Origin of the sequence: Pseudomonas nitroreducens (genome assembly GCF_010994165.1) — a bacterium.
Classification (GTDB): Bacteria; Pseudomonadota; Gammaproteobacteria; order Pseudomonadales; family Pseudomonadaceae; genus Pseudomonas; species Pseudomonas nitroreducens.
Genome location: NZ_WMBX01000003.1, coordinates 278,727 through 301,428 on the forward strand (window position 1 = coordinate 278,727; position 22,702 = coordinate 301,428).

Here is a 22,702-nt window from a genome sequence, read left to right on the forward strand (position 1 = left end):
CAGGAAGCCCGATGAAGACCCCGAAACGCCTAGAGCCGTTGATCGAAGACGGCCTGATCGACGAAGTATTGCGGCCGCTGATGAGCGGCAAGGAAGCAGCGGTCTATGTAGTGCGCTGCGGCGAAGAGCTGCGCTGCGCCAAGGTCTACAAGGAAGCGAACAAGCGCAGCTTCCGCCAGGCCGCCGAGTACCAGGAAGGCCGCAAGGTGCGCAACAGCCGCCAGGCGCGCGCCATGGCCAAGGGCACCAAGTACGGCCGCAAGGAGCAGGAAGACGCCTGGCAGAACGCCGAGGTGGCTGCGCTGTTCCGCCTGGCCAACGCCGGAGTGCGGGTGCCCAAGCCCTACGACTTCCTTGACGGCGTACTGCTGATGGAGATGGTTGCCGACGAAGACGGTGACGCCGCGCCGCGTCTGAACGACGTGGTGATGGAGCCGGAGCTGGCCCGCGACTTCCACGAATTCCTCATCCGCCAGATCGTCATGATGCTCTGCGCGGGCCTGGTGCACGGCGACCTGTCGGAGTTCAACGTACTGGTCGGCCCGGATGGCCCGGTGATCATCGACCTGCCGCAGGCCGTCGATGCCGCCGGCAACAACCACGCCTTCCGTATGCTGGAGCGCGACGTGGGCAACATGGCTGCCTACTTCGGCCGCTTCGCCCCGGAGCTCAGGTACACGCACTACGCCAAGGAAATGTGGGCGCTCTACGAGGACGGCAAGTTGCTGCCGGATACCGAGTTGACCGGGCATTTCGACGACCCGGAAGACGAGGCGGATGTGGACTCCGTGCTGCGGGAGATCGCCGACGCCATGCGCGAGCAGGAACGTCGCGAAGCTGGCCGCGCTGCCCAGGATTCCCCGCAGAAGAGCGACGAGCCACCGCCTCCGCCTTGGGAGCAGGCCTGATGCCACCGCCCGGCGAGAGGAAGCTTCTCGCGCTGATCGCCGGGCAACCTGAACGCATGCACCTGCTGCGCGTCGTGCGGGATCACGGCCCCGCGGGCGCCTGGATTGCGGCGGGCTTCGTGCGCAACGCGGTGTGGGACGCCTTGCATGGCTATGGCGAACCCACGCCGTTGAGCGATATCGATGTGCTGTATTTCTCTGCCGACTGCCTGGAGCCCGAAGCGGATTACGCCTGGGAGCGTCGGCTGCTGGGCGTCTGCACGGATGTACCCTGGTCCGTGCGTAACCAGGCGCGGATGCATCTGCGCAACGGCGACTCGCCCTACCGAGATTGCGCCGACGCCATGATCCATTGGCCGGAAGTCTGCACCGTTGTGGCCGTTCGGCTGAGCGACGAGTCCCTGCAACTACTGGCGCCGCTGGGCATCGATGACATCTGGGAACTGCGCGTCAGGCCCACCGAGCACTTCCGCGGCAAGCCGGACATCTACCGCGCACGCCTCGCCGCCAAGAACTGGCCGGCGCGCTGGCCGAAACTACGTATCGAGCCCTTGTAGGAGCGGGCTTGCTCGCGAGCTCTGGCGTTCCGGTGCACGTGGCGGGATGAAAGATCCCACGAAGATCATCTCGGAAAACTGTAAGGCCGCAACTGTATCCATACATTTCAGGCGTGGGCTGGTAGTTTTCCGGTATCCCACCCCGAGCGCTCTGCCATGCCCCTTCGCCACGTTCTCCTCGCCTTGCTGGTCACCTTGATCTGGGGCGTCAACTTCGTCGTGATCAAGGTCGGCCTGCATGACTTCCCGCCTCTGCTGTTCTGCGCCCTGCGCTTCGCCCTGGCGGCGTTGCCACTGATCTTCCTGCGCGGCCCGCTGCCGGCACCGTTCTGGCGCATCGTGCAGATCGGTGTGCTGCTGGGCGTGGTCAAGTTCGGCCTGCTGTTCGTCGGCATGCATATCGGTATGCCGGCGGGCCTGTCGTCGCTGGTGCTGCAGAGCCAGGTGTTCTTCACCGTGCTGATCGCCGCCGCCTTCCTCGGCGAGCGTCCCAGCGCGCGCGCTCTGATCGGCCTGGCGCTGGCCGCCGGCGGCCTGCTGCTGATTGGCCTGGAGCGTCCCATGGGCGACAGCCTGGTGGCCTTCCTGCTGGTGATCGCCGCCGCACTTGCCTGGGCCTTCTCCAACATCGCCACCAAGCGCTCCGGCGCCAGCGACATGCTGCGCCTGATCAGTTGGGTGAGCCTGATCCCGCCGCTGCCACTGCTGGTGCTGTCGTGGATCTTCGAAGGCCCCGAGGCCATCGAGCACGCCGTCGTGAACATCAGCTTGAACGGGGTAGGTGCGCTGCTCTACATCGCCTTTCTCGCCACTACCGTCGGCTTCGGCCTGTGGAGCTTCCTGCTGCGCCGCTACCCGGCCAGCCAGGTCACGCCCTTTGCGCTGGCCGTGCCGGTGTCCGGGCTGTTGTCGGGCTGGCTGTTCCTGGGTGAAGACCTCACCGCCCAGGACTGGATGGCCTGCGTGCTGGTCTTCATCGGCCTCGCCGTGACGGTGCTGCCGGCATCGATCTGGCGTCGCCGGGCGGTGGCCAGCGCGTAAGCGGAGCGGTTGAATTGCCGGGGGCGAGCGCCTGGTACACACTCGCGACTTGATCTTCTGGAAGGGATATCTGGATATGCGTTCGAAATTCGCCGCGGCGGCTTGGCTCCTCTCATTGCTACCGTTGGCCGCGCATGCCGCACCAGGTGACAGCGACCTGGCGCAGGCGCGCGAGTTGCTGTCCCTTTCGCAAAGCTCGATCAAGGATTACGACCTCCTGACGACGCAGGGGGGGACGGATCCGGCCTTGCAGACCCAGTTCGTCAACTATGTGACCTTCGCCAGGGAGGCGTTGCCTGCGTTGCGACGCTCCGCTGAGGAGGGAAATGCCGCTGGCCAGTACTTGCTGGCGATGACGCTCAGGATTCCCTCGGTGGGGCCGTCGGAGAAGCAGGAAGCTGTCTGCGATCTACTGATGCGCAGCGCGAAGCAGAATTTCCTGCCAGCGGCCTTGGTTGGCCCGAGTATCTGCCAGGAACAGATGGCGCCGCAGGATATGCAGGGGGGCCTGAAGCAAGCCATTGAGCAGGCACCGCGCCACGCTGCGTATTATCCGATGCAATCTCCTGCCTACCGCCTTTGTGTGCACAATCAGCGTGCTGCCTTCCCACTCCCCGAACTGACCCAAGCGGAATTCGAAGCGGAGGCCTACTTTGAGCTAGCGCGTCGCACAAAGGCCGTAAGTCGCAGAGGGCAGGAGGAGCGGTTGCGTTACCTGCGATTGGCTATGGAGCGAGATTGCGAAGGTGCAAAAAGTGCCGTTGCGGCACTCGAGGCTCGTTTGAAATCATAGTCAGTGACAGCACGCTCCCGACTCCAGGTCCTTGAGGATCGGGCAGTCCGGGCGATGGTCGCCCTGGCAGTGGTCGCTCAGCTCCTGCAACGTATCGCGCAGGCTGCTCAGCTCGGCGATCTTGCGGTTCAGCTCATCGATGTGCCGGGCGGCCAGGGCCTTGACGTCAGCGCTGGCGCGCTGGCGGTCCTGCCAGAGGGCGAGCAGTTGGCCGACCTCCTCCAGGGAGAAGCCAAAGTCCCGCGAGCGGCGGATGAAGGCCAGGGTGTGCAGGTCCTGCTCGCTATAGTGCCGGTAGCCGCTGGCGCTGCGGCCGGCGGGGGCGAGCAGGCCGGTGGATTCGTAGTAGCGGATCATCTTCGCGGTCAGGCCGCTCTTCTTCGCCGCTTCGCCGATGTTCATGCCGATTCCTCTTGAACGGCCGCCCCCGATGGTTCGGGGGCGGCAAGGTCATTTCTGATCCTGTGGTTTCCAGCGCTTGAGCAGCAGGGCGTTGCTCACCACGCTGACGCTGGAGGCGGCCATCGCCGCGCCGGCGACCATGGGGTTGAGCAGGCCGAAGGCGGCCAGCGGGATGCCCACCAGGTTGTAGATGAAGGCCCAGAACAGGTTCTGGCGGATCTTCGCGTAGGTACGCCGGGAGATGTCCAGCGCCGCCGGGACCAGGCGCGGGTCGCCGCGCATCAGGGTGATGCCGGCGGCATGCATGGCCACGTCGGTGCCGCCGCCCATGGCGATGCCGACGTCCGCCGCGGCCAGTGCCGGGGCGTCGTTGATGCCGTCGCCGACCATCGCCACGACTTTCCCTTCCTTGCGCAGCGCGCCGACCACGGCAGCCTTGTCGCCGGGCAGTACTTCGGCGTGCACATCGTCCAGGCCCAGGGCATCGGCCACGACCTTGGCGCTGCCACGGTTGTCGCCGGTGATCAGGTGGCTGTCGATACCGCGTTCACGCAGGGCGTCGATGGCGGTTTTGGCGCCTTCCTTGAGGCTGTCGCCGAAGGCGAACAGGGCAAGCACGCGGGCCTTCGGCTCGCGCTCGATCAGCCAGGACAAGGTGCGGCCCTCTGCTTCCCATTGCGCGGCGGAGTCGGCCTGCGCGCCGGGTGGCAACTGCGCTTCGTCGAGCATCCGCCGGTTGCCCAGGGCGAGCAGGCGGTCTCCCACTCGTCCCTGGATGCCGCGCCCGGTGAGCGCCTGGGTAGCCTCGGCAGCAGCGGGGTTGAGCCCGCGCTCGGCACACTCATCCAGCACGGCCCTGGCCAGCGGATGCTCGCTGCCGCGTTGCAGGGCGCCCGCGAGGGCCAGGGCTTCGGCTTCGTCGCCTGGCGCCGCGAGATTGGTGATGCGCGGCTGACCGGAGGTGAGAGTGCCGGTCTTGTCGAAGGCCACGGCAGTCACCGCGTGGGCGACCTCCAGGGCCTCGGCATCCTTGATCAGGATGCCGTGCTTGGCCGCCACGCCGGTGCCGGCCATGATCGCGGTCGGTGTGGCAAGGCCGAGGGCGCAGGGGCAGGCGATGACCAGCACGGCCACGGCGTTGATCAGTGCGTGTTCCCAGCCGGCGCCGGCGATCAGCCAGCCGACCAGGGTGACCAGCGCAATGCCGATCACCACCGGGACGAACACGTTGCTGACCTTGTCCACCAGCTTCTGGATCGGCGCCTTGGCGGCCTGGGCGTCCTCCACCAGGCGGATGATCCGCGCGAGCACGGTTTCGCCGCCCAGTGCGGTGGTCTTCACGCGCAGCACGCCTTCGCCGTTGATGGCGCCGCCGGTGACCGGGTCGCCGATGTCCTTGGGCACCGGCAGGCTCTCGCCGGTGATCAAGGCTTCATCCGCATGGCTCTGGCCGGCGAGGACTTCGCCGTCCACCGGGAAGCGCTCACCGGGGCGTACCAGCACTTCGTCGCCCAGGCGCAGCTCGGCGATGGCGACGTCTTCTTCCATGCCGTCTCGCACACGGGTCGCTCGCTCGGGGCGCAGGGCTTCCAGTGCTCGGATAGCGGCGGCGGTCTGGCGCTTGGCGCGGCTTTCCAGGTACTTGCCGAGCAGGATCAGGGTGATCACCACGGCGCTGGCTTCGAAGTACAGGTGCGGCATCTGCCCCGGAGCGGCGGCGTACCAGAGGTACAGGCTCAGGCCGTAGCCGGCGCTGGTGCCGAGGGCGACCAGCAGGTCCATGTTGCCGCTGCGGGCGCGCACTGCCTTGTAGGCCGAGACATAAAAGCGCGCGCCGATGAGGAACTGCACGGGTGTGGCGAGGAGGAATTGCGCCCAGGCGGGGAGCATCCAGTGCTGGCCGAACCAGTCGCCCACCATCGGCAGCACCAGCGGCAGCGACAGCAGGATGGCCGCGGCCAGCCACCAGCGCTCGCGCGCCAGGCGGGCCACGGCGGGGTCCACAGCAGGCTGGTCGGGTTCGATCGGACGGGCCTTGTAGCCGGCCTTGTCGACGGCGCTGATCAGGGTGGCGGTATCCACGGCGCCGAGCAACTCGACGTGGGCGCGTTCGCTGGCCAGGTTGACGCTGGCCGAGCGCACGCCAGGAACCTTGTTCAACGCACGTTCGACACGACCGACGCAACTGGCGCAGGTCATGCCCTCGATAGCCAACTCCAGGCCGTGGGACGGCACCTGATAACCGGCCTGCTCGACCGCGGCGACCAGCGCCGGCAGTGTTGCATCGCTGGACGGCGAGGCCAGTTGGACGCGGGCCTGTTCGCTGGCGAGATTGACGCTGGCTTCCTGCACGCCGGGTACTTTGCGCAGGGCGCGCTCGACCCGACCGGCGCAGCTGGCGCAGGTCATCCCGGAGACGGGCAGGTCGAGTTCGATGGGGTTGGCGCTGCTCATGGGGCTTTCTCCCTGAAGTTCCCCGATAGCATCAACCTTGACACGAGGGTAAGGTCAACCCTCGTTCGCTGTCATCTTGCCGCAGGTCAAATCCGCGGCCGCATTTCAGCTGCCCCTTTATCAACTGCCGCTGGAGACCGGCATCAGGTAAAGGCCACTTTCGCTGTTGGCGATGCGGAACTTGCGCACTTCGCCGGCATGCAGTTGGACGGATTGTGCGCGCAGCGGCTGGATGCCGCTGCGGCAGAGGCCGGAGTTGGCTGTCTGCAGGCGCAGGGAGACTTCGCCCGGTGGCAGGTTGAGGGCGACTTCGCCTTCAGGCTGCAGGCGCGAGACCTTTTCGTCCTGCACGTAGAGGTCGATGTCGCAGGCGGTACCGGTATCCAGCCGTTCACGGCTGACGATCAGCACGGCGTAGGCCACCGGCTGGGCGTCGGGTACCGGCCAGGAGCCGGGCGTGCTCGCTGGCGGAGCCGAGGGTGTTGCGGGCGCGGCGGGTTCGTCGGGCATGCCATCGGCGCAGGCGAACCAGGGCAGGGTGGCGACGAAAGCGGTTGCGAGCAGAAGGGAACGGCGCATGGGCGTTCTCCGATGTGTCAGCTTTTTCCGCAGCTTGGCTTAGAGCCTGACGTAGGACAAGTACAAGACGACGTCGACGAGAAAGGCTTGACCTTGCCACCGTGGCAAGGTCGAGACTGCATCCAGTGCTTCAACCCATCAGAGGAGACATTCCATGCATACCTTCACTGTCAAAGGCATGAGCTGCGGTCACTGCGTCAGGGCTATCACCCAGGCGGTACAGGCGCTGGACGCTGCGGCGGACGTACAGGTCGACCTGGGCGCCGGCGAGGTTCGGGTGGCCAGCCGGCTGGACGATAGCGCGATCCTCGCGGCGATCCGCGAGGAGGGCTACGAGGCCGAGGCGGCCTGAGGCTTTATCCTTTCCGGGCCGGCGTCCTGCCGGCCCTTATGCCAGCGCCGGGTGCCAGTCGCGCACCAGGCCACGGAACACGGCGTCGAACAGTTCGCGGGTTTCCTGCAGTGGGTCGAACAGGGCTGGGTCGCGCAGCCAATCGCTGAGCAGGCCGAAGATCATGGCGTGCACCGCGCGCGAGGCTATCTTGGGCGTCACACCCGACATCAGCCGCGTGCGGCAATCCTCGCGGCTGAACAGTTGCTCGCAGAGTTCGATGAACTGGCGAACGAAATGATTGTGGCGCTCTTCCGCGTCGCGCAGCTCGTCGGTGAACTCGCAGCGTTGCAGGAGGATGGTGAGGATACGCCGACGCTGCTCGTCGCGGGCGAGGTTCTCGACGACCTCCACGCTGAGCTGGAACAACGACTCGATCGGATCGTGGCCATCGCAACCGGACAACCGCTGGGCGAGTTGCTCCGGTGGCAGGCGAACCTGGTTGAGCATGTCGTTGAACAGATGCGCCTTGTTCTGGAAATGCCAGTACACCGCTCCGCGGGTAACTCCGGCGGCGCGAGCGATCTCTTCCAGGCTGGTATTGGAGACGCCTTTCTCGAAAAAAAGGCCCTCAGCCGAGTCAAGAATCGTCTGGCGTGTACGTTCCGAATCTTCTTTAGTTCTTCTCATGGCGCTTGTTGGTATACAGGCTAGGATCACTGAGTGACGGGCAGTTTACTGATTTTATAGCGCGAACAGTGCTTTACAGACACTGGCGTAGGTAAACGTCGTGCAATCGTCGATCTTCTGAGTTCCGCCGTCAGTCAATTCCATGGAGAGGTTACATGCCGTTTGCCCGCCGTTTGCCCGTCGCGCTTGTTGTCGTTGGGTTGCCAGTCCTGTTCGCCAGCGGAGTACGGGCGGACGACAAGCCCGCAGCAGCGGCACCACCCCCTCCCGCGGTGACCATCGAAGTGGCGAAGAGCGCGCCGGTGCCGATGACATTGGAATATTCGGCACGTACCGCCGGCTATCGCGAGGTGGAAGTGCGGGCGCAGGTCAGCGGCATCCTGCAGCGGCGTACCTACGAGGAAGGTCGGCCGGTGAAGGCGGGGCAAGTACTGTTCCGTATCGATCCACGCCCATACCAGGCGGCGCTCGGCCAGGCCCAGGGCTCGCTGGCCCAGGCCCAGGCGCGTTACCGCCAGACCGACCGCGACCTGCGGCGCATCCGTGAATTGCAGAAGAAGGGCTTCGCCAGCGAGAGCGAACTGGATCGCTACATCTCCAACTTCGAGCAGGCCAAGGCCGATGTCGAAGCCGCCCGCGCCAACGTGCAGGCCAAGCAGATCGACCTCAACTACACCACCGTGACCGCGCCGATCTCCGGCATGGCGAGCAAGGAAGTGCGCTCCGAAGGCAGCCTGGTGGCCGCCGCCGACCCCAATTCCAGCCTGCTGACCAAGCTCACCCAGCTCGATCCGGTCTATGTCAACTTCGCCTACCCGGACACCGAGGCCGCGCGCCTGCGCGACGGGGTGCAGAGCGGCAAGCTGAGTCTGCCGAGCGGGGGCAAGCTGGCGGCTGAGCTGCGCTTCGGCGACGGCAGCAAATACCCCATCGACGGCGTGGTCGACTTCACCGACAGCTTCGTCAACACCGGCACCGGCACGGTAAATGCCCGCGCCGTGGTGCCCAATCCGGATAACCAGCTGATTCCCGGCCAGTTCGTCCGCGTGCTGATCAAGGGCATCACCCGCAAGGCCGCCGTGACCGTTCCCGAGCGCGCCCTGGCCCAGGGGCCACGCGGCACCTTCGTCTATGTCGTGGACAAGGACGGCTTCGCCCGTGTGCGCCAGGTGACCACCAACCAGACCGTGAACGGTCGCTGGATCATCGATGCCGGCGTGGATGACGGTGACCACGTCATCGTCGAGGGCATTCCGAAAGTGCGGCCCGACCAGCCGGTCAAGGCCAGCGAGGCAGCACCGCAGGCACCCGCGCCGCAACCCGCCCAGGCACAGTCCTAAGGAGCGCTCATCGTGATCTCGCGCTTCTTCATTGAACGTCCCGTGTTCGCGATGGTGATTTCCATCGTGATCCTGCTCGCCGGCCTTGTCGCCATGCGCGCATTGCCCATCGCCCAGTACCCGGAAATCGTGCCACCGCAGGTCTCGGTGACCGCGGCCTATCCCGGCGCCAGCTCCCAGGTAATCGCCGAAACCGTGGCTGCGCCGCTGGAGCAGGAAATCAACGGCGTGGAAGGCATGATCTACCAGCTGTCGAACTCCGACAGCAGCGGCGCCATGAGTCTGACCGTGTACTTCGAGGTCGGCACCGATCCCGACCAGGCCACCATCGACGTCAACAACAAGGTGCAGGCCGCGCTGGCCAAGCTGCCCGAGGAAGTGCGCCGGCAGGGCGTGCAGGTGGAGAAGAAGTCCTCCGACATCCTGCAGGTGGTGACCCTGTATTCGCCGGACAACTCCCGCGACCCGATCTTCATCAGCAACTACGCGCTGATCAACGTCATCGACGACCTCAAGCGGATCCCCGGCGTCGGCGATGTCAGCCAGTTCGGCTCCAAGGACTACTCCATGCGCATCTGGCTGCGGCCGGACAAGCTGGCGCAGTACAATATGACGCCCACGGATGTAGTGAATGCGATCCGCGAGCAGAACTCGCAGTTCGCCGCCGGCAGCTTCGGCCAGCAGCCGATGAAGGAGCCGCAGGACTTCACCTACATGGCCACGGCCCAGGGTCGTTTCACCGATCCCAAGGAGTTCGAGAACGTCATCCTGCGCAGCGACCAGACTGGCGCCAGCCTGTTGCTCAAGGACGTGGCGAGGGTGGAGCTGGGGGCGCAGGACTACTCCCTGGTGACCTCGCTCAATGGTCAGCAGAACGCTGCCTTCGGCATCTACCTGCAACCGGGCGCCAACGCGCTGGACACCGCCCAGGCCGTGCGTGATCACATGGCGGCGCTGGCCAAGCGCTTTCCCGAGGGCATCACCTTCAAGATTCCCTACGACACCACTACCTTCGTGAAGGTCTCCATCGAGGAAGTGATCCACACCTTCATCGAAGCGCTGATCCTCGTGATGATCGTCGTCTACGTGTTCCTGCAGAGCTTCCGCGCCACACTGATCCCGGTGCTGGCGATTCCCGTGTCCCTGATCGGCACCTTCGCCGGCATGTACCTGCTGGGCTTCTCCATCAACCTGCTGTCGTTGTTCGGCATGGTGCTGGCCATCGGCATCGTGGTGGACGATGCCATCGTGGTGCTGGAGAACGTCGAGCGGGTCATGCGCACCGAGAAGCTCGGACCTAAGGAGGCGGCGATCAAGGCGATGGAGGAAGTGACCGGACCGATCGTCGCCATCGTGCTGGTGCTCTGTGCGGTATTCATTCCTGTCGGCTTCCTCGGCGGTCTGGCCGGACAGATGTACCAGCAGTTCGCGATCACCATCGCGGTTTCCGTGGTGATTTCCGGCATCGTCGCTCTGACGCTGTCGCCCGCGCTCTGCGCGCTGATCCTCAAGCCGGAGCACAAGGAGCCTGCCGCGCCGTTCCGCTGGTTCAACCGGGTGTTCGAGCGGGCCACCAACGGTTACGGTGCGGGCGTGCAGTTCTTCCTCAAGCGCGCCATCCTCGGCCTGGTACTGTTCGCCGGAATGGTGGCGTTGCTGGTGGTCCTTTTCGGCCGCGTGCCTGGCTCGCTCGTCCCCGATGAAGACCAGGGCTACGTGATCAACGCCTACTTCCTGCCGCCGGCCGCCTCGCTGAGCCGCACCGAGAAGCTCACCGGCGACGTGACCCAGCAACTGATGAAGAATCCTGCGGTGCAGGACGTGGTGACCTTCGCTGGTTTCGACATCCTGACCTTCGGCACCCGCAGCAACGCCGGGGTCTCTTTCGTTCCGCTCAAGGACTGGAAAGAGCGCACCACGCCGGAAACCGACGCGCGCAACCTGACCCATGAATTCATGAAGATGGGTGCTTCGCAGGAAGACGGCGTCGTCATGTCGTTCAACCCGCCGCCCATCACCGGCATGAGCACCACCGGCGGCTTCGAGGCCTACATCCAGGACCGCAGCGGCGGCACCTCCGAGCAGCTCGAGGAGGTGACCATGAAGTTCCTCGCCGCCGCGGCCAAGCGCCCGGAGCTGGCGGGGGTCAATACCACCTTCAACGCCAACGTGCCGCAGTACTACATCGATCTGGACCGCACCAAGGCGCGTTCGCTGGGCGTGGCGATCAACGACGTGTTCACCGCCATGCAGTCCACCTTCGGCAGCTATTACGTCAACGACTTCACCCTCTACGGGCGGACCTGGCAGGTCACCCTGGAGTCGGAGCCGGAGTTCCGCCGTAAGCCGGAGGACCTGAGCCAGGTCTTCGTGCGTGCCTCCACCGGCGATCTGGTGCCGCTGTCGACGCTGGTCTCGGTCAAGCGCGTCCTTGGTCCGGATTCCTACGCGCGCTTCAACGTGTTCCCGGCGGCCAAGCTGCTTGGCGGCCCGGCGCCGGGCTACAGCTCGGGCCAGGCGCTGGCGGCGATGCAGGAGGTGGCGGACCAGGTGCTGGGCGAGGACTACTCGCTGGCGTGGATCGGCTCGGCCTACCAGGAACTGGCGACCCAGGGCTCGGGCAGTACCGCGTTCATCTTCGGCCTGATCCTGGTGTTCCTCATCCTGGCGGCGCAGTACGAGCGCTGGACCCTGCCGCTGGCAGTGGTCACCGCGGTGCCCTTCGCGGTATTCGGGGCGATCCTGGCGATCTGGATCCGTGGTCTGGACAACGACGTGTACTTCCAGGTCGGCCTGGTAACCCTGATCGGCCTGGCGGCGAAGAACGCCATCCTGATCATCGAGTTCGCCGTGCTGTGCCGCGAAGAGCAGGGCATGGGCCCGATGGAAGCGGCACTGGAGGCGGCCAAGCTGCGCTTCCGCCCGATCGTCATGACCTCGCTGGCGTTCATCCTCGGTTGCGTGCCGCTGGCCATCAGCACCGGGGCCGGTTCGGCCAGCCGCCACTCCATCGGTACCGGGGTGATCGGCGGAATGCTGGCCGCGACCCTGCTGGCCACCTTCCTCATCCCGATGTTCTACATGCTGGTGGAGTCGGCTGCCGACAAACTCAGCGGCCGCAAGAACAAGGCCAAGCCCGCCGCAGAGGGGGCGCACGAGGCCTGAGGTGCCGACAGGTCCGGCTGCGCCAGCCGGGCCTGTCCCTCCCTTTGTTCCGGGAGTTGCTTAGGGAGCTTGCTAATTTCCCGGCGCTCGCCACAATGCATGGCTTCGCTGCGCCATCCGTGCGCGCCAACCCGTTATCCACACCGAACTGCCCGCGCTGCGCAGCGCCATTCGGCGACCCGGCGTGATCAGGTGATCCATGAACCTCCGCATCCTGCTGATCCTCGGCGCCCTGAGCGCCTTCGGGCCCATGGCCATCGACTTCTACCTGCCCAGTTTCCCCACGCTGGCGCAGGCTTTCGGTACCGACGTCGAGCATGTGCAGTTGAGCCTGTCCGCCTACTTCGCCGGCCTCGCCATCGGCCAATTGCTCTACGGCCCGCTGGCCGACCGCGTCGGCCGGCGCATCCCGCTGCTGCTGGGGGTGAGCATCTTTACCCTGGCGTCCGTTGCCTGCGCCGTCGCGCCGAATCTGGAATGGCTGATCGGCGCGCGCTTCGTCCAGGCACTGGGCGGCTGCGCGGGGATGGTGATCTCGCGGGCGGTGGTGCGTGACCTGTGCGACCCGGTCGCCGCCGCCAAGGCCTTCTCGCAACTGATGCTGGTGATGGGGCTGGCGCCGATCCTGGCGCCATTGGGAGGCGGATTGCTGCTCAGCCTGTCCGGCTGGCAATCGATCTTCCTGACGCTCACGCTGTTCAGCGCCCTCGCTGGTGGGGCCATCGCGCTGTGGCTGCCGGAGACGATTCCGGCCGGGCCGCGCGCTCCGTTGCGGGGCGCGCTGGGGCAGTATCGGGCGCTGTTCCGCGACCGTTCCTTCATTACCTATGCACTCACCGGCGGGGTGGCCATCGCCGGGATGTTCTCCTACATCGCCGGGTCGCCTTTCATCTTCATCCAACTCTACGGCGTGCCGGCCGAGCACTATGGCTGGATCTTCGGCAGCAATGCCGCCGGCTTCATCCTGATGGCACAGGTCAACGCACGGCTGCTGCGCTATCGCGGGCCGGGATTCTGGCTGCGCCGGGCGGTGTGGGTGTACTTAGGTTGCGGGGCCGCACTGCTGGTGATCACCCTGTTCCGGCCCGAGCACCTGTGGCCGTTGCTGATTCCGCTCTTCGGCGCCATTGCCAGCCTGGGCTTCCTGATGCCCAACTCCTCGGCCTGCGCCATGGCCAGCCAGGGCCGCCACGCGGGCAGCGCCTCGGCGCTGATGGGCAGCCTGCAGTTCACCGTAGCGGCCGGCGCCTCGGCGCTGGTCGGTGCGCTGCACGACGGCACCGCGCTGCCCATGGCGGTCGTCATCACCACCTGCAGCCTGGTGGCTGCGGTGCTGGGCTGGCTGAGCGGGCAGATCAGCGAGCGCGCCGCCTGATCAACTGGCGCGTTGCACCAACTCGGGCAACTGGTGCGGCGCCTTCAGGCGCGCCTCGAGGGTAGCGACGAAACTTCGCGCCTCGAGCTCGCTGCGGAAGCGTACCGCCTGCTGGTCGAGGCAGACTTCCCACGGCTGGTCTTTGCGGAGGCTGGACGGACGGACGAGGATGTTCATGGTGCTCACCCCTGTGCAGTCAGGTGAAAAGGGACCCTCAGTGTAGTCCTGTCATATGGCGGTAGCAGGTGCGACCTGTGGTCGCCGACATGCGGTGGCGCCGTGCCCGATTCTTCCTTCAGCCCCGTGGTAGACAGCCTCGGCCGCCGACGTGCCGCTTCGCTGAAAAATCCTGAAAAGCAATGGCGCCGGATCTGCTACCAGGGCGACGACGGAACTACGACCAAAGGTTGATGGTGGGGCCGCGATCCCCGTCCATACTCGTTGTTCGACCTCGATAACAACAATAAGAGGCAGTGACGATGAGTTACCGGCAGTCCCATGACCGTTCCATCGCGGATCCCTCCGCCTTCTGGGCCGAGCAGGCCGGCCGCGTGGCCTGGTACCGCGCGCCGCAGGATACCCTGCAAGCCCTGCCCGACGGCAGCCACCGTTGGTTCGCCGATGGCCGCCTGAACACCTGCTACCTCGCCCTCGATCGGCAGATCGAACTGGGCCGCGGCCACCAGGCCGCGCTGATCTACGACTCCCCTGTGACCCAGACCCAGCAGCGCTTCAGCTACCTGGAGTTGCGCGATGAGGTCGCACGCCTGGCCGGCGCCTTGCGCGCGCTCGGCGTGGAGAAAGGCGACGGGGTGATCATCTACATGCCGATGGTGCCCCAGGCGGCCATGGCGATGCTGGCCTGCGCCCGGCTGGGCGCCGTGCATTCGGTGGTATTCGGTGGCTTCGCGCCGCACGAACTGGCGCTGCGTATCGATGACGCGAGGCCCAAGCTGGTGCTCACCGCCTCCTGCGGGCTGGAGTTCGAGCGGGTCATCGAATACAAGCCGCTGGTGGACAAGGCCCTGGAACTGGCCACCCATCAACCGGCGCACGTGCTGGTGCTGCAGCGTCCGCAGGCGATGGCCGAGCTGCGCGCCGGCCGAGACCTGGACTGGCGCGAGACACTGGTCCACGCGCAGCCGGCTGACCCGGTGGAAGTGGCCAGCGGCGACCCGCTGTACATCATGTACACCTCCGGCACCACGGGAAAACCCAAGGGCATCGTGCGTGACAACGGCGGCCACGCCGTGGCGCTGAGCTATGCGCTGCCGACCATCTTCGGTCTGCAGCCGGGGGATGTCTGGTGGGGCGTTTCCGACGTCGGCTGGGTGGTCGGCCACTCGCTGATCGTCTACGGCCCCTTGATGAACGGCTGCACCACGGTGTTCTACGAGGGCAAACCGGTACGCACGCCGGACGCCGGCAGCTACTGGCGGGTGATCGAGGAGCACAAGGTCAACAGCCTGTTCTGCGCGCCCACGGCGATCCGCGCGATCCGCAAGGAAGACCCGCAGGGCGAGCTGCTCAAGCGCCATGACCTGAGCTCGCTGCGGCACCTGTTCCTGGCCGGCGAGAAGCTCGACAGCACCACCCAGCACTGGCTCGAGGAGCTGACCGGCAAACCGGTGCACGACCACTGGTGGCAGACCGAGACCGGCTGGCCGGTGACGGCGCCTTGCACGGGCCATGGCGACCACGACCTGCGCGCCGGCTCCACCAACCGCGCGGTGCCCGGCTACGACGTGAAGGTCGTGGACGACGAAGGCCGACTGCTGGGACCGAACGAACAGGGCTCCATCGTCATCGCCCTGCCGTTGCCCCCCGGTTGTGCGCAGACGCTTTGGAACGATCATCCGCGCTACCTGCAGGCCTACCTGAAGACCTATCCCGGCTACTACCACACCGGCGACGGTGGCTACGTGGACGAGGAAGGCTTCGTCTACATCATGGGGCGCACCGACGACGTGATTAACGTCTCCGGTCACCGCCTGTCCACCGGTGAGATGGAGGAGTTGCTGGCGCTGCACGATGCTGTCGCCGAGTGCGCGGTGATCGCCGTGCAGGACGACCTCAAGGGCCATGTACCGGTGGGACTGGTGGTGCTCAAGGACGGCGTACAGGTCACCGAGGGCCACCTGCAGCGTGAGCTGGTGGCGCTGGTGCGCGAGCGCCTCGGCGCACTGGCCTGCTTCCAGCGTGCGGTGGTGGTGAAGCGGCTGCCGAAGACCCGCTCGGGCAAGATCCTCCGCGCCGTACTGCGCAAGATCGCCGACGGCGAAAGCTACGTGCCGCCTTCGACCATCGATGATCCAGCCATCCTCGGCGAGATCGCCGAGCGCCTGGGCCAGGCAGGCTTGGCGAAGGCCGGCTGAAATCCCACGACGCCGGCATGACCGGCGTATTTCCAGGGCCGCACGCGTTGCGGCCCTTTTTTTGTCCGCCCGGCTTGCCCATACATCGCCCCAACCTTGGTCCGGCAGGAATAAAGACGTGTTGCCATCTAAGATAATGGCACCGTGCCTCTACTGGTCGTATCGCGCCATGATCAACCGCCATTCACTCGATGATGACGAACTCGAAGCGCTGCGCGATATCGCCTCCGTGGCACCGCGCAAGCCGGTGATCCTGGTGGTGGACAATGATCGCGCCGCGCTGGCCCGGCTTCGCCGGCTGGTGGAGGGCGCCGGAATGCGCTGCGTGACGGCCAGCAGTGCAGCGGAGGCATTGCGCCGCATTCTCCGCGATGAGTCGGCCCTCGACCTGCTGGTCAGCGGCCTGGGCCTGGAGCCCGATGGCCCCGGACTTGCGTTCATTCGCGAACTGAACCGGAGCGGCAGCTTTCTGCCCATCATCGTCCTGTCCGCGCCGATGCCGCTCGGTGAATCGCGCTTGGAGCCGCCCCTGAACGTGCTGGACTTCCTGCCTAAACCTGTGGATCCAGTGCTGTTCGTGAGCGCGTTAAGCCGCAGTTTCTAGGCGCAGACTCCAAGCCGATACGTCTCGGTGCCTTACAGCGTCTGCGCCTTGAAGGTATCGCACTTGCCCGGCGAGCCGCTTTCGAAGCCGAGCTTGAACCAGCGAACACGCTGCGCGGAGGAACCGTGGGTGAAGGAGTCGGGCATCACTGTGCCGCGCGCCTGGCGTTGCAGGTGGTCGTCGCCGATGGCATTGGCAGCATTCAGCGCTTCTTCCACGTCGCCCGGCTCCAGCCAGTTCAGGCGCTGCTGGGCATGGTTGGCCCAGACGCCGGCAAAGCAGTCGGCCTGCAACTCCTGGCGCACCGAGAGGCCGTTGGCTCCCTCCATGCGCGCGCCGCGTTGGCGTGCGGCGTTGATCTTGGCGGAGATACCCAGCAGGTTCTGCACGTGGTGCCCGACTTCGTGGGCAATCACGTAGGCCTGGGCGAAGTCGCCGGCGGCAGAGAACTTCTGCTCCATCTCGCGGAAGAATCCGAGGTCGAGGTAAACCCGGTGGTCGCCGGGACAGTAGAAGGGGCCGACCGCCGAGGAAGCGAAGCCGCAGGCCGAGTTCACCCCGCCGTTGAACAGGATCAGCTTGGGTTGCTCGTACTGCTGGTTGCTGCGGGCAAAGATCTCGCCCCAGGTGTCTTCGGTATCGCCGAGGATCGACTGGACGAATTCCACCTGCGGGTCGGCGCCGGTGGCCGGCTTGCCCTGCACTGGGCGGCTCGGTGCCTGTTGCTGGGAAACATCCATCTGACCGAGCAGCGAGCCGAGGATGGTCATCGGGTCCTGTCCGGAGAGCAGGCCGATCACCACGACGATAGCCACGCCGCCCAGACTCAGTCCACGCCCGCCGATGCGCATGCCTCCGCCACCGCCCATGCCTCCGCCGGTTTCATCGCGGGCATCCACTACGTTGTCGCTGCGTCGTCCTTTGCGCCAGAGCATGGCGGCATCTCCATCGAATAAGTGGGTTGAGTGTTGTCTTGGGAGGCGTTTGCCGCCAGCCCGATCGTCAGGCGAGGCGTTGGACTGAGCTCAGGATGCACTGATATCGCTCAGTCGTGTGGCCGATGCCAAGTCTGCGCGATTCGCCTGAGCCCGATCTGCCCTGCGGCACTCCAGTCGGCTCTGTGTTCAGGGCAGTCGGGCGGATGCACTGAACAGGCTGAGTAACGGGGCGGTCATGGCAGTGGTCAGAATCGCCATCACCAACAACATGGTGAACATCTCGGGGCCGATCAGGCCTGCGTCGAGCCCAACTTTCATGACGATCAGTTCCATCAGGCCACGGGCGTTCATCAACGAGCCAACTGCAAAGCTGTCCCGCCAGGCGAGTCCGCCAGCGCGAGCTCCCGCAGCGCCACCCAGTACCTTGCCGGCGACTGCAACCAGGATAACCAGTATCAGGGCTCCGATATGAGTCGGGGTGAATGCGTCGGTGGTGGTGCTGAGTCCGGCAATCGCGAAGAACACGGGCATCAACAGGACCAGCGCAGGAAACTCCAGGCGTTCGACCAGCGTTTTCAGCAGGCGATCATCCCGCGGCAGGCAGGCCCCGAACAGGAAGGCGCCGAACACAGCGTGGACGCCCAGCCACTGGGTCAAAGCGGCGCAGCCTATCGCACCGCCGGCCAGGACCGAAAGCATCATCAATCCAGGGCAACCGTCCTTCACGTAGGTCCGCAGCAGCCATGCGCACAATGGCTTGAACAGGATAAAGATGACGGCCACGAGAACGACCAGGCCGAGTGTCGTCTTCACGATGGCGGTAGAGCCATCGATTCCGGTCAGTGCGACGACCGCGGCGAGCATGATCCAGGCAAGCACGTCAGCGATAGCCGCCGATGCCATCGACAGGCGCCCCATGGGTGTCTGGGTCATGCCGCGCTCTTTCAGGATGCGCGCCATGACAGGGAAGGCGGTAATCGACATGGCTGCCGCCATGAACAGCGCGAAGGGCCAGAAACCTACTCCGGCCGGGGCCAGGGAGGAATGGAGCAGGGCGGACGCGACAAAGCCGAGAACCATTGGTACCAGGACGCTGAGGATACCCACCAGGCTGGCTGACTTGAGTTGGGCACGTGCACCATCCGGCGTGCGCAGTTCGGCGCCGACGACGAACATGAACAGTACCAGCCCCAGTTGTGACAGGGAGGACAGCGCCGAAAGCGAATGGGGCTCGAACAACTCGGCGTGCTGCGCCGGGAACAGCGCACCGAACACGATCGGCCCCAGCACTATTCCAGCGGCCATTTCACCGATCACGGTGGGTTGTTTCAGTAACCCTAGCAACAGGCCGCACAAGCGGGAAACGGCCAGTATGACCAGCAGCTGGAGAAGAAATGGCGAGTGAGGCATTGCGCTTGATCTCAGGGATTGCTTTGGGATCGGCACTGGGCAGGTATTCGTACTGTACGCTGGACGTCCCTGCAAAACAGGCGACGTCCAATGCTGCATGGCTGGCGAGATTGGCGTATGTCCGGGTTAGACGGAGGCTGCGTTTTCTGCCTTCATGCGGCTTTCCACCTTGGCGAGGAATGCGCCCAGGCGCTGGCGCTTTTCGTCCGACAGAAAGCGCAGATCCATTGAGGTTGCCTCACGGGGTACGATGCCCAGCGGAGCTGCCACTGACATCCAATTGGGCACACCGAACATGCGGAACGGCCCGCCGCGGTACTGCTCCAGGTCCATCTGCCGTGGTGGGCGATGGGTAAAGGTTCGCTTGAGCTCCTTGTACGTGGAGGGCGCGGTTGCACTGCTCGCCGCGCGCCAGAACTCGGTGTCGTTACGCGGAGTGTCGTAGTGCAGGAACAGGAAGTCGCGAATGCCATCCCAATAGCTCGAGACCTCATTATTGAACTGGTCGATCAGTTGTTGCGTGATTATGCCGTCGCAGGCCACGACCATTTCGCCGAATCGCGCGAGCTGGTCCAGTGTCTGTCCAATGGACGTCGCCTCCAGCGGTTCGACGAATCCGGACGAGAGCCCGACGGCCATGACATTGCCCAGCCACACCTGATCGTAGTGGCCGGGTTCGAAGGCGAAGTCGTTGGCTGGCTCGATGTCCATGCCCCAGTAATCTTGGACTTCTTTTGTCGCGGCCTCCTTGTCGGTGTACCTGTCGCAATACACATAGCCCACTCCCAGACGCTCAAGGGTTGGAATACACCACATCCAGCCATGCTTCATGGCAATGGCGCGGGTGACCAGGGGTGGGTGTTCCGTCTGTGAAGGGATGAAGAAGGGGAGGGCCCGATTCAACAGCAGGTGTTCTGCATAGGACTGCCAAGGGGCATTCAACGACTTGCCGATGATCAAGCGATGCAGGCCAGAGGCATCGATGACGAAGTCGACCGCGATTTCACGATCTGGCAGCAACAGTGCAGTGACGTGCTTCCGCGCGTCAAGGCGTACGTTCTCGACGATTGAGTTGATGTGCCGCACTCCTCGCTTGATCGCGATATCTCGCAGATAGGAGGCCAGCTTGCGGGCGTCGAAATGGTAGGCCATGGGGGTATTGGCCGGGAGGCTCTGGAGAAAAGCCTCCGCGGTGGCCTGACTGGCCCCCTCTCGCCACATCTTCCAGGTCGCGGGGTAGTGCTGTAACTGGTAGCCCTGGTTGATCAGGATCGAGGCCAGGGGATAGCTGCCATTGGGCTCGACCCACGATGTCAGGTCGATACCGTCGTGGCTGTAGGAAAACTGATGCAGGAAAATGTCGTCCCTTGCGCCACTTCGCCAACCCTCCAGCGCCAGTCCCAGCTTGTGCGTGGAGCAGGTTGCGCGCATGAATTCGCTACGGTCGATCCCGTAATGCTCCAGAGCGCGGTTGAAGTTCGGCAGGCTGCCTTCGCCAGCACCAATGATGCCCAACGATTCTGCCTCGACCAGGACGACTTCGACCTTGTCGAGAAAGAGCTTCCTTAGTTCGAGCGCGGCGAACCACCCGGCGCTTCCTCCGCCTACTACGGCGACTCGGCGGCAGTTGGATAAATTCAACATCATTGACTTCCTGGAATGCTACGGGATGGAGTGCGGTGCAGCACTCCGGCTATCCCGCCATCATCCGTATGCGATGCGAAAATGAAGAGAGCAGGACGCTAACAGAGGCTGTAAGAATTTCCGGAATTTAATTGGTGAAAAGCTCTTGATATATGTGGGAATTATTTTGAGAAAATGAGGTATGCCGTGACGCCGAAGAAGGCTTGCAATTGGCCAGGGGATTCGTCGCGGTAAGGTTGCGCCTTGCCCCTCAACATCCAGTTTCGAGCTTTGGCGCACGGGTTCGGTTGATTCGCTGCCGATCGGCAAGAAGCAGAGGGCGCTGCAAGTGTTTCCACAGCTACCCCGCAAGGACACGCAGCGCTCCCTGCAACTCACCGGCAATCGTTGCTGCAGGGCCCTAGGCTTTCCCCGAGTTCGTCATGGCGGCTTCCGCACTCATGCGCGGTTCCACCTTGGCGAGGAACTCACCAATGTTCCAGCGCTGTTCTTTTGTGAGCCGTATCAAGTCTGCAGCCGTTGCTTGCCGGGTCAATACGCCCAGAGGCGCTGCTACGGACATCCAGCTGGTTGGTCCGAAAAGACTGAAGGTACCACCGCGATAAGGTTCGAGATCCAAGTCACGGGGTGGGCGTAGAGCAAACGTCCGCTTGAGTTCTGCATAGGCCGGGGGAGGCGTGGCACTGCTTGCCGCCCTCCAGAATTCGGTGTCCTGGCGCGGCGTGTCGTAGTGGAGGAAAAGAAAATCGCGAATGCCGTCCCAGTGACGGGTGATGTCTCGGTTGAACTGGTCAATCAACTGCTGTGGGATGAAGCCGTCGCAGGCGCTGACCACCTGATTGAACCGAGCGAGCTGGATGAGTGTCTGGCCGATGGACGTGGCTTCCAGGGGCTCGACAAAGCCGGAGGATAATCCGACGGCCATGACGTTGCCGATCCATACCTGCTTAAAGTGGCCAGGTGAGAAGGCGAAGTGATTGACCGGTTCGATTTCCATTCCCCAGTAGGCCTGGGCTTCGCGGAGCGCGCCTTCCTTGTCGGTGTGCTGGTTGCTGTAGACATAGCCGACGCCAAGGCGATCTTGCGTCGGGATGCACCACATCCAGCCGTTGTTCATGGCGATGGCACGAGTGACCAGCGACGGGTGGGCAGTCTGCGCAGGAATGAAAAAGGGTAACGCCTGATTTAGCAGCAGATGATCGGAGTAGGACTCCCACGGCGAGTGCAAGGCTTTGTCGATGATCAAACGATGCAGGCCGGAGGCGTCGATGACGAAGTCGACCGCGAGTTCACCGTTCTCCAGAATCAGGTCGGTTACGTGCCGGTGTTCGTTCAAACGTACTGACTCGACTCGCGCGTTGATCTTCTTCACGCCGCGTTTGAGGGCCACTTCGCGCAGGTATACCGCCAGTTTTCGCGCATCGAAATGGAAAGCCATCGGCGGCACGGCAAAGTACTTCAGCTGCTCCTGCAGGTAAGTCTCGGCCTGCTGCTGACTGGCCCCATCACGGTAGAGGCGCCACGCATCGGGGAAGTGGTGTAGCTGCAGATTCTGGTTGAGGAGTATGGAGGCCAGTGGATAACTGCCGTTGGGCTCGACCCAGGCGTTCAGATCCACACCATCGCTGTGGAACGAGAACGGGTGGAAGAAAATGTCGTCCTTTGTTCCAGTGCGCCACCCCTCCAGCGTCAACCCAAGCTTGTAGGTCGATCGGGTCTCGCGCATGAACTCGGCCCGGTCGATCTCGTAGCGATCGAGCGCGCGGTTGAAGTTGGGCAGACTGCCTTCTCCCGCGCCTATGATGCCCAGTGTTTCGGACTCGATCAGGACAACCTCGACATTGTCGAGAAAGAGTTTCCTGAGCTCGAGCGCGGCGAACCATCCAGCGCTTCCTCCGCCAACAACGGCGACGCGGCGGTAATTGGAAAGATTCAACATGAAAGGCGTCCTGAAAATCTGCTGGAAGGTGCGCCGCGAGGCGCTCCGAAATAGTCAGCGCGATTATCCGGACCTGATCGGACTCTTAGAGGAAGGCGATTCCTCAATATTGATCAGACGATTCCTGGGATGATGTTCCAGGTTTGTCTCTCTGTAC

At 64.4% G+C, this 22,702-nt stretch carries 18 protein-coding genes and 1 pseudogene; 10 read left to right on the top strand and 9 right to left on the bottom strand.

Features of this window, described 5'->3' with window-relative positions; genetic code table 11:
* Positions 1-11: 11 nt before the first annotated feature.
* The 4 genes and pseudogenes from GJV37_RS14695 (at position 12) to GJV37_RS14710 (ending at position 3,299) form a co-directional block, all read left to right on the top strand.
* Complete coding sequence (locus GJV37_RS14695) at positions 12-908, top strand: PA4780 family RIO1-like protein kinase (protein WP_024763037.1); 897 nt, start codon at positions 12-14, stop codon at positions 906-908.
* A complete protein-coding gene (locus GJV37_RS14700) occupies positions 908-1,465 on the top strand; it encodes a nucleotidyltransferase family protein (RefSeq protein WP_024763038.1) in 558 nt (185 codons plus the stop codon). Before GJV37_RS14695 ends, GJV37_RS14700 begins: the two co-directional genes overlap by 1 nt.
* Before the next feature lie 156 nt (positions 1,466-1,621).
* Positions 1,622-2,519: pseudogene (locus GJV37_RS14705) on the top strand (EamA family transporter).
* Between the two features lie 63 nt (positions 2,520-2,582).
* A complete protein-coding gene (locus GJV37_RS14710; RefSeq protein ID WP_024763040.1) occupies positions 2,583-3,299 on the top strand; it encodes a hypothetical protein in 717 nt (238 codons plus the stop codon).
* Here GJV37_RS14710 and cueR read toward each other — a convergent pair whose 3' ends face one another.
* From cueR to GJV37_RS14725, 3 genes are all read right to left on the bottom strand, one after another.
* Positions 3,300-3,701: a Cu(I)-responsive transcriptional regulator gene (cueR, locus tag GJV37_RS14715; RefSeq protein WP_024763041.1), complete on the bottom strand. Its 402-nt coding sequence runs from the start codon at positions 3,699-3,701 to the stop codon at positions 3,300-3,302.
* Between the two features lie 48 nt (positions 3,702-3,749).
* Positions 3,750-6,155: a heavy metal translocating P-type ATPase gene (locus tag GJV37_RS14720; protein WP_084358145.1), complete on the bottom strand. Its 2,406-nt coding sequence runs from the start codon at positions 6,153-6,155 to the stop codon at positions 3,750-3,752.
* Positions 6,156-6,275: 120 nt separating this feature from the next.
* A complete protein-coding gene (locus GJV37_RS14725; protein ID WP_024763043.1) occupies positions 6,276-6,734 on the bottom strand; it encodes a hypothetical protein in 459 nt (152 codons plus the stop codon).
* A gap of 154 nt (positions 6,735-6,888) precedes the next feature.
* Between GJV37_RS14725 and GJV37_RS14730 the strand changes: the two genes are divergently transcribed.
* Positions 6,889-7,086 carry a heavy-metal-associated domain-containing protein gene (locus tag GJV37_RS14730; RefSeq protein WP_024763044.1) on the top strand — a complete coding sequence of 66 codons (198 nt, stop codon included), beginning with the start codon at positions 6,889-6,891 and terminating at the stop codon, positions 7,084-7,086.
* Positions 7,087-7,122: 36 nt separating this feature from the next.
* Here the strand turns inward: GJV37_RS14730 and GJV37_RS14735 are convergent, their stop codons facing one another.
* Positions 7,123-7,755, bottom strand: coding sequence for a TetR family transcriptional regulator (locus GJV37_RS14735; protein WP_037013785.1), 633 nt, complete (start codon positions 7,753-7,755; stop codon positions 7,123-7,125).
* A gap of 155 nt (positions 7,756-7,910) precedes the next feature.
* On the opposite strand from GJV37_RS14735, the gene GJV37_RS14740 reads away from it, so the two are divergent.
* The 3 genes from GJV37_RS14740 (at position 7,911) to GJV37_RS14750 (ending at position 13,635) form a co-directional block, all read left to right on the top strand.
* Complete coding sequence (locus tag GJV37_RS14740; protein ID WP_024763046.1) at positions 7,911-9,095, top strand: efflux RND transporter periplasmic adaptor subunit; 1,185 nt, start codon at positions 7,911-7,913, stop codon at positions 9,093-9,095.
* Positions 9,096-9,107: 12 nt separating this feature from the next.
* On the top strand, positions 9,108-12,260 hold the full coding sequence (locus GJV37_RS14745; protein WP_038803698.1) for an efflux RND transporter permease subunit: 3,153 nt from the start codon (positions 9,108-9,110) through the stop codon (positions 12,258-12,260).
* A gap of 199 nt (positions 12,261-12,459) precedes the next feature.
* On the top strand, positions 12,460-13,635 hold the full coding sequence (locus GJV37_RS14750; protein ID WP_170859242.1) for a multidrug effflux MFS transporter: 1,176 nt from the start codon (positions 12,460-12,462) through the stop codon (positions 13,633-13,635).
* On the opposite strand, the gene GJV37_RS14755 is transcribed toward GJV37_RS14750, so the two are convergent.
* Entirely contained in the window at positions 13,636-13,812 is a 177-nt protein-coding gene (locus GJV37_RS14755; protein WP_089285816.1) for a hypothetical protein, read from the bottom strand.
* 302 nt (positions 13,813-14,114) lie between these two features.
* Between GJV37_RS14755 and GJV37_RS14760 the strand changes: the two genes are divergently transcribed.
* Together GJV37_RS14760 and GJV37_RS14765 are read left to right on the top strand one after the other, a co-directional pair.
* Positions 14,115-16,010, top strand: coding sequence for a propionyl-CoA synthetase (locus tag GJV37_RS14760; protein ID WP_084358149.1), 1,896 nt, complete (start codon positions 14,115-14,117; stop codon positions 16,008-16,010).
* Between the two features lie 169 nt (positions 16,011-16,179).
* Positions 16,180-16,614 (top strand): response regulator, encoded by a 435-nt coding sequence (locus tag GJV37_RS14765; RefSeq protein ID WP_037006697.1) that lies wholly within the window; start codon positions 16,180-16,182, stop codon positions 16,612-16,614.
* Between the two features lie 32 nt (positions 16,615-16,646).
* Here the strand turns inward: GJV37_RS14765 and ypfJ are convergent, their stop codons facing one another.
* The 4 genes from ypfJ to GJV37_RS14785 all read right to left on the bottom strand — a co-directional run bounded on the left by ypfJ (position 16,647) and on the right by GJV37_RS14785 (position 22,545).
* Positions 16,647-17,549, bottom strand: a complete 903-nt coding sequence (gene ypfJ, locus GJV37_RS14770) for a KPN_02809 family neutral zinc metallopeptidase (RefSeq protein ID WP_037012719.1) — start codon at positions 17,547-17,549, stop codon at positions 16,647-16,649.
* A gap of 189 nt (positions 17,550-17,738) precedes the next feature.
* Complete coding sequence (locus GJV37_RS14775; protein WP_169888661.1) at positions 17,739-18,962, bottom strand: cation:proton antiporter domain-containing protein; 1,224 nt, start codon at positions 18,960-18,962, stop codon at positions 17,739-17,741.
* A 126-nt stretch (positions 18,963-19,088) separates the two neighbouring features.
* On the bottom strand, positions 19,089-20,606 hold the full coding sequence (locus tag GJV37_RS14780; RefSeq protein ID WP_170859243.1) for a tryptophan halogenase family protein: 1,518 nt from the start codon (positions 20,604-20,606) through the stop codon (positions 19,089-19,091).
* A 400-nt stretch (positions 20,607-21,006) separates the two neighbouring features.
* On the bottom strand, positions 21,007-22,545 hold the full coding sequence (locus tag GJV37_RS14785) for a tryptophan halogenase family protein (RefSeq protein ID WP_170859244.1): 1,539 nt from the start codon (positions 22,543-22,545) through the stop codon (positions 21,007-21,009).
* Positions 22,546-22,702 lie beyond the last annotated feature (157 nt).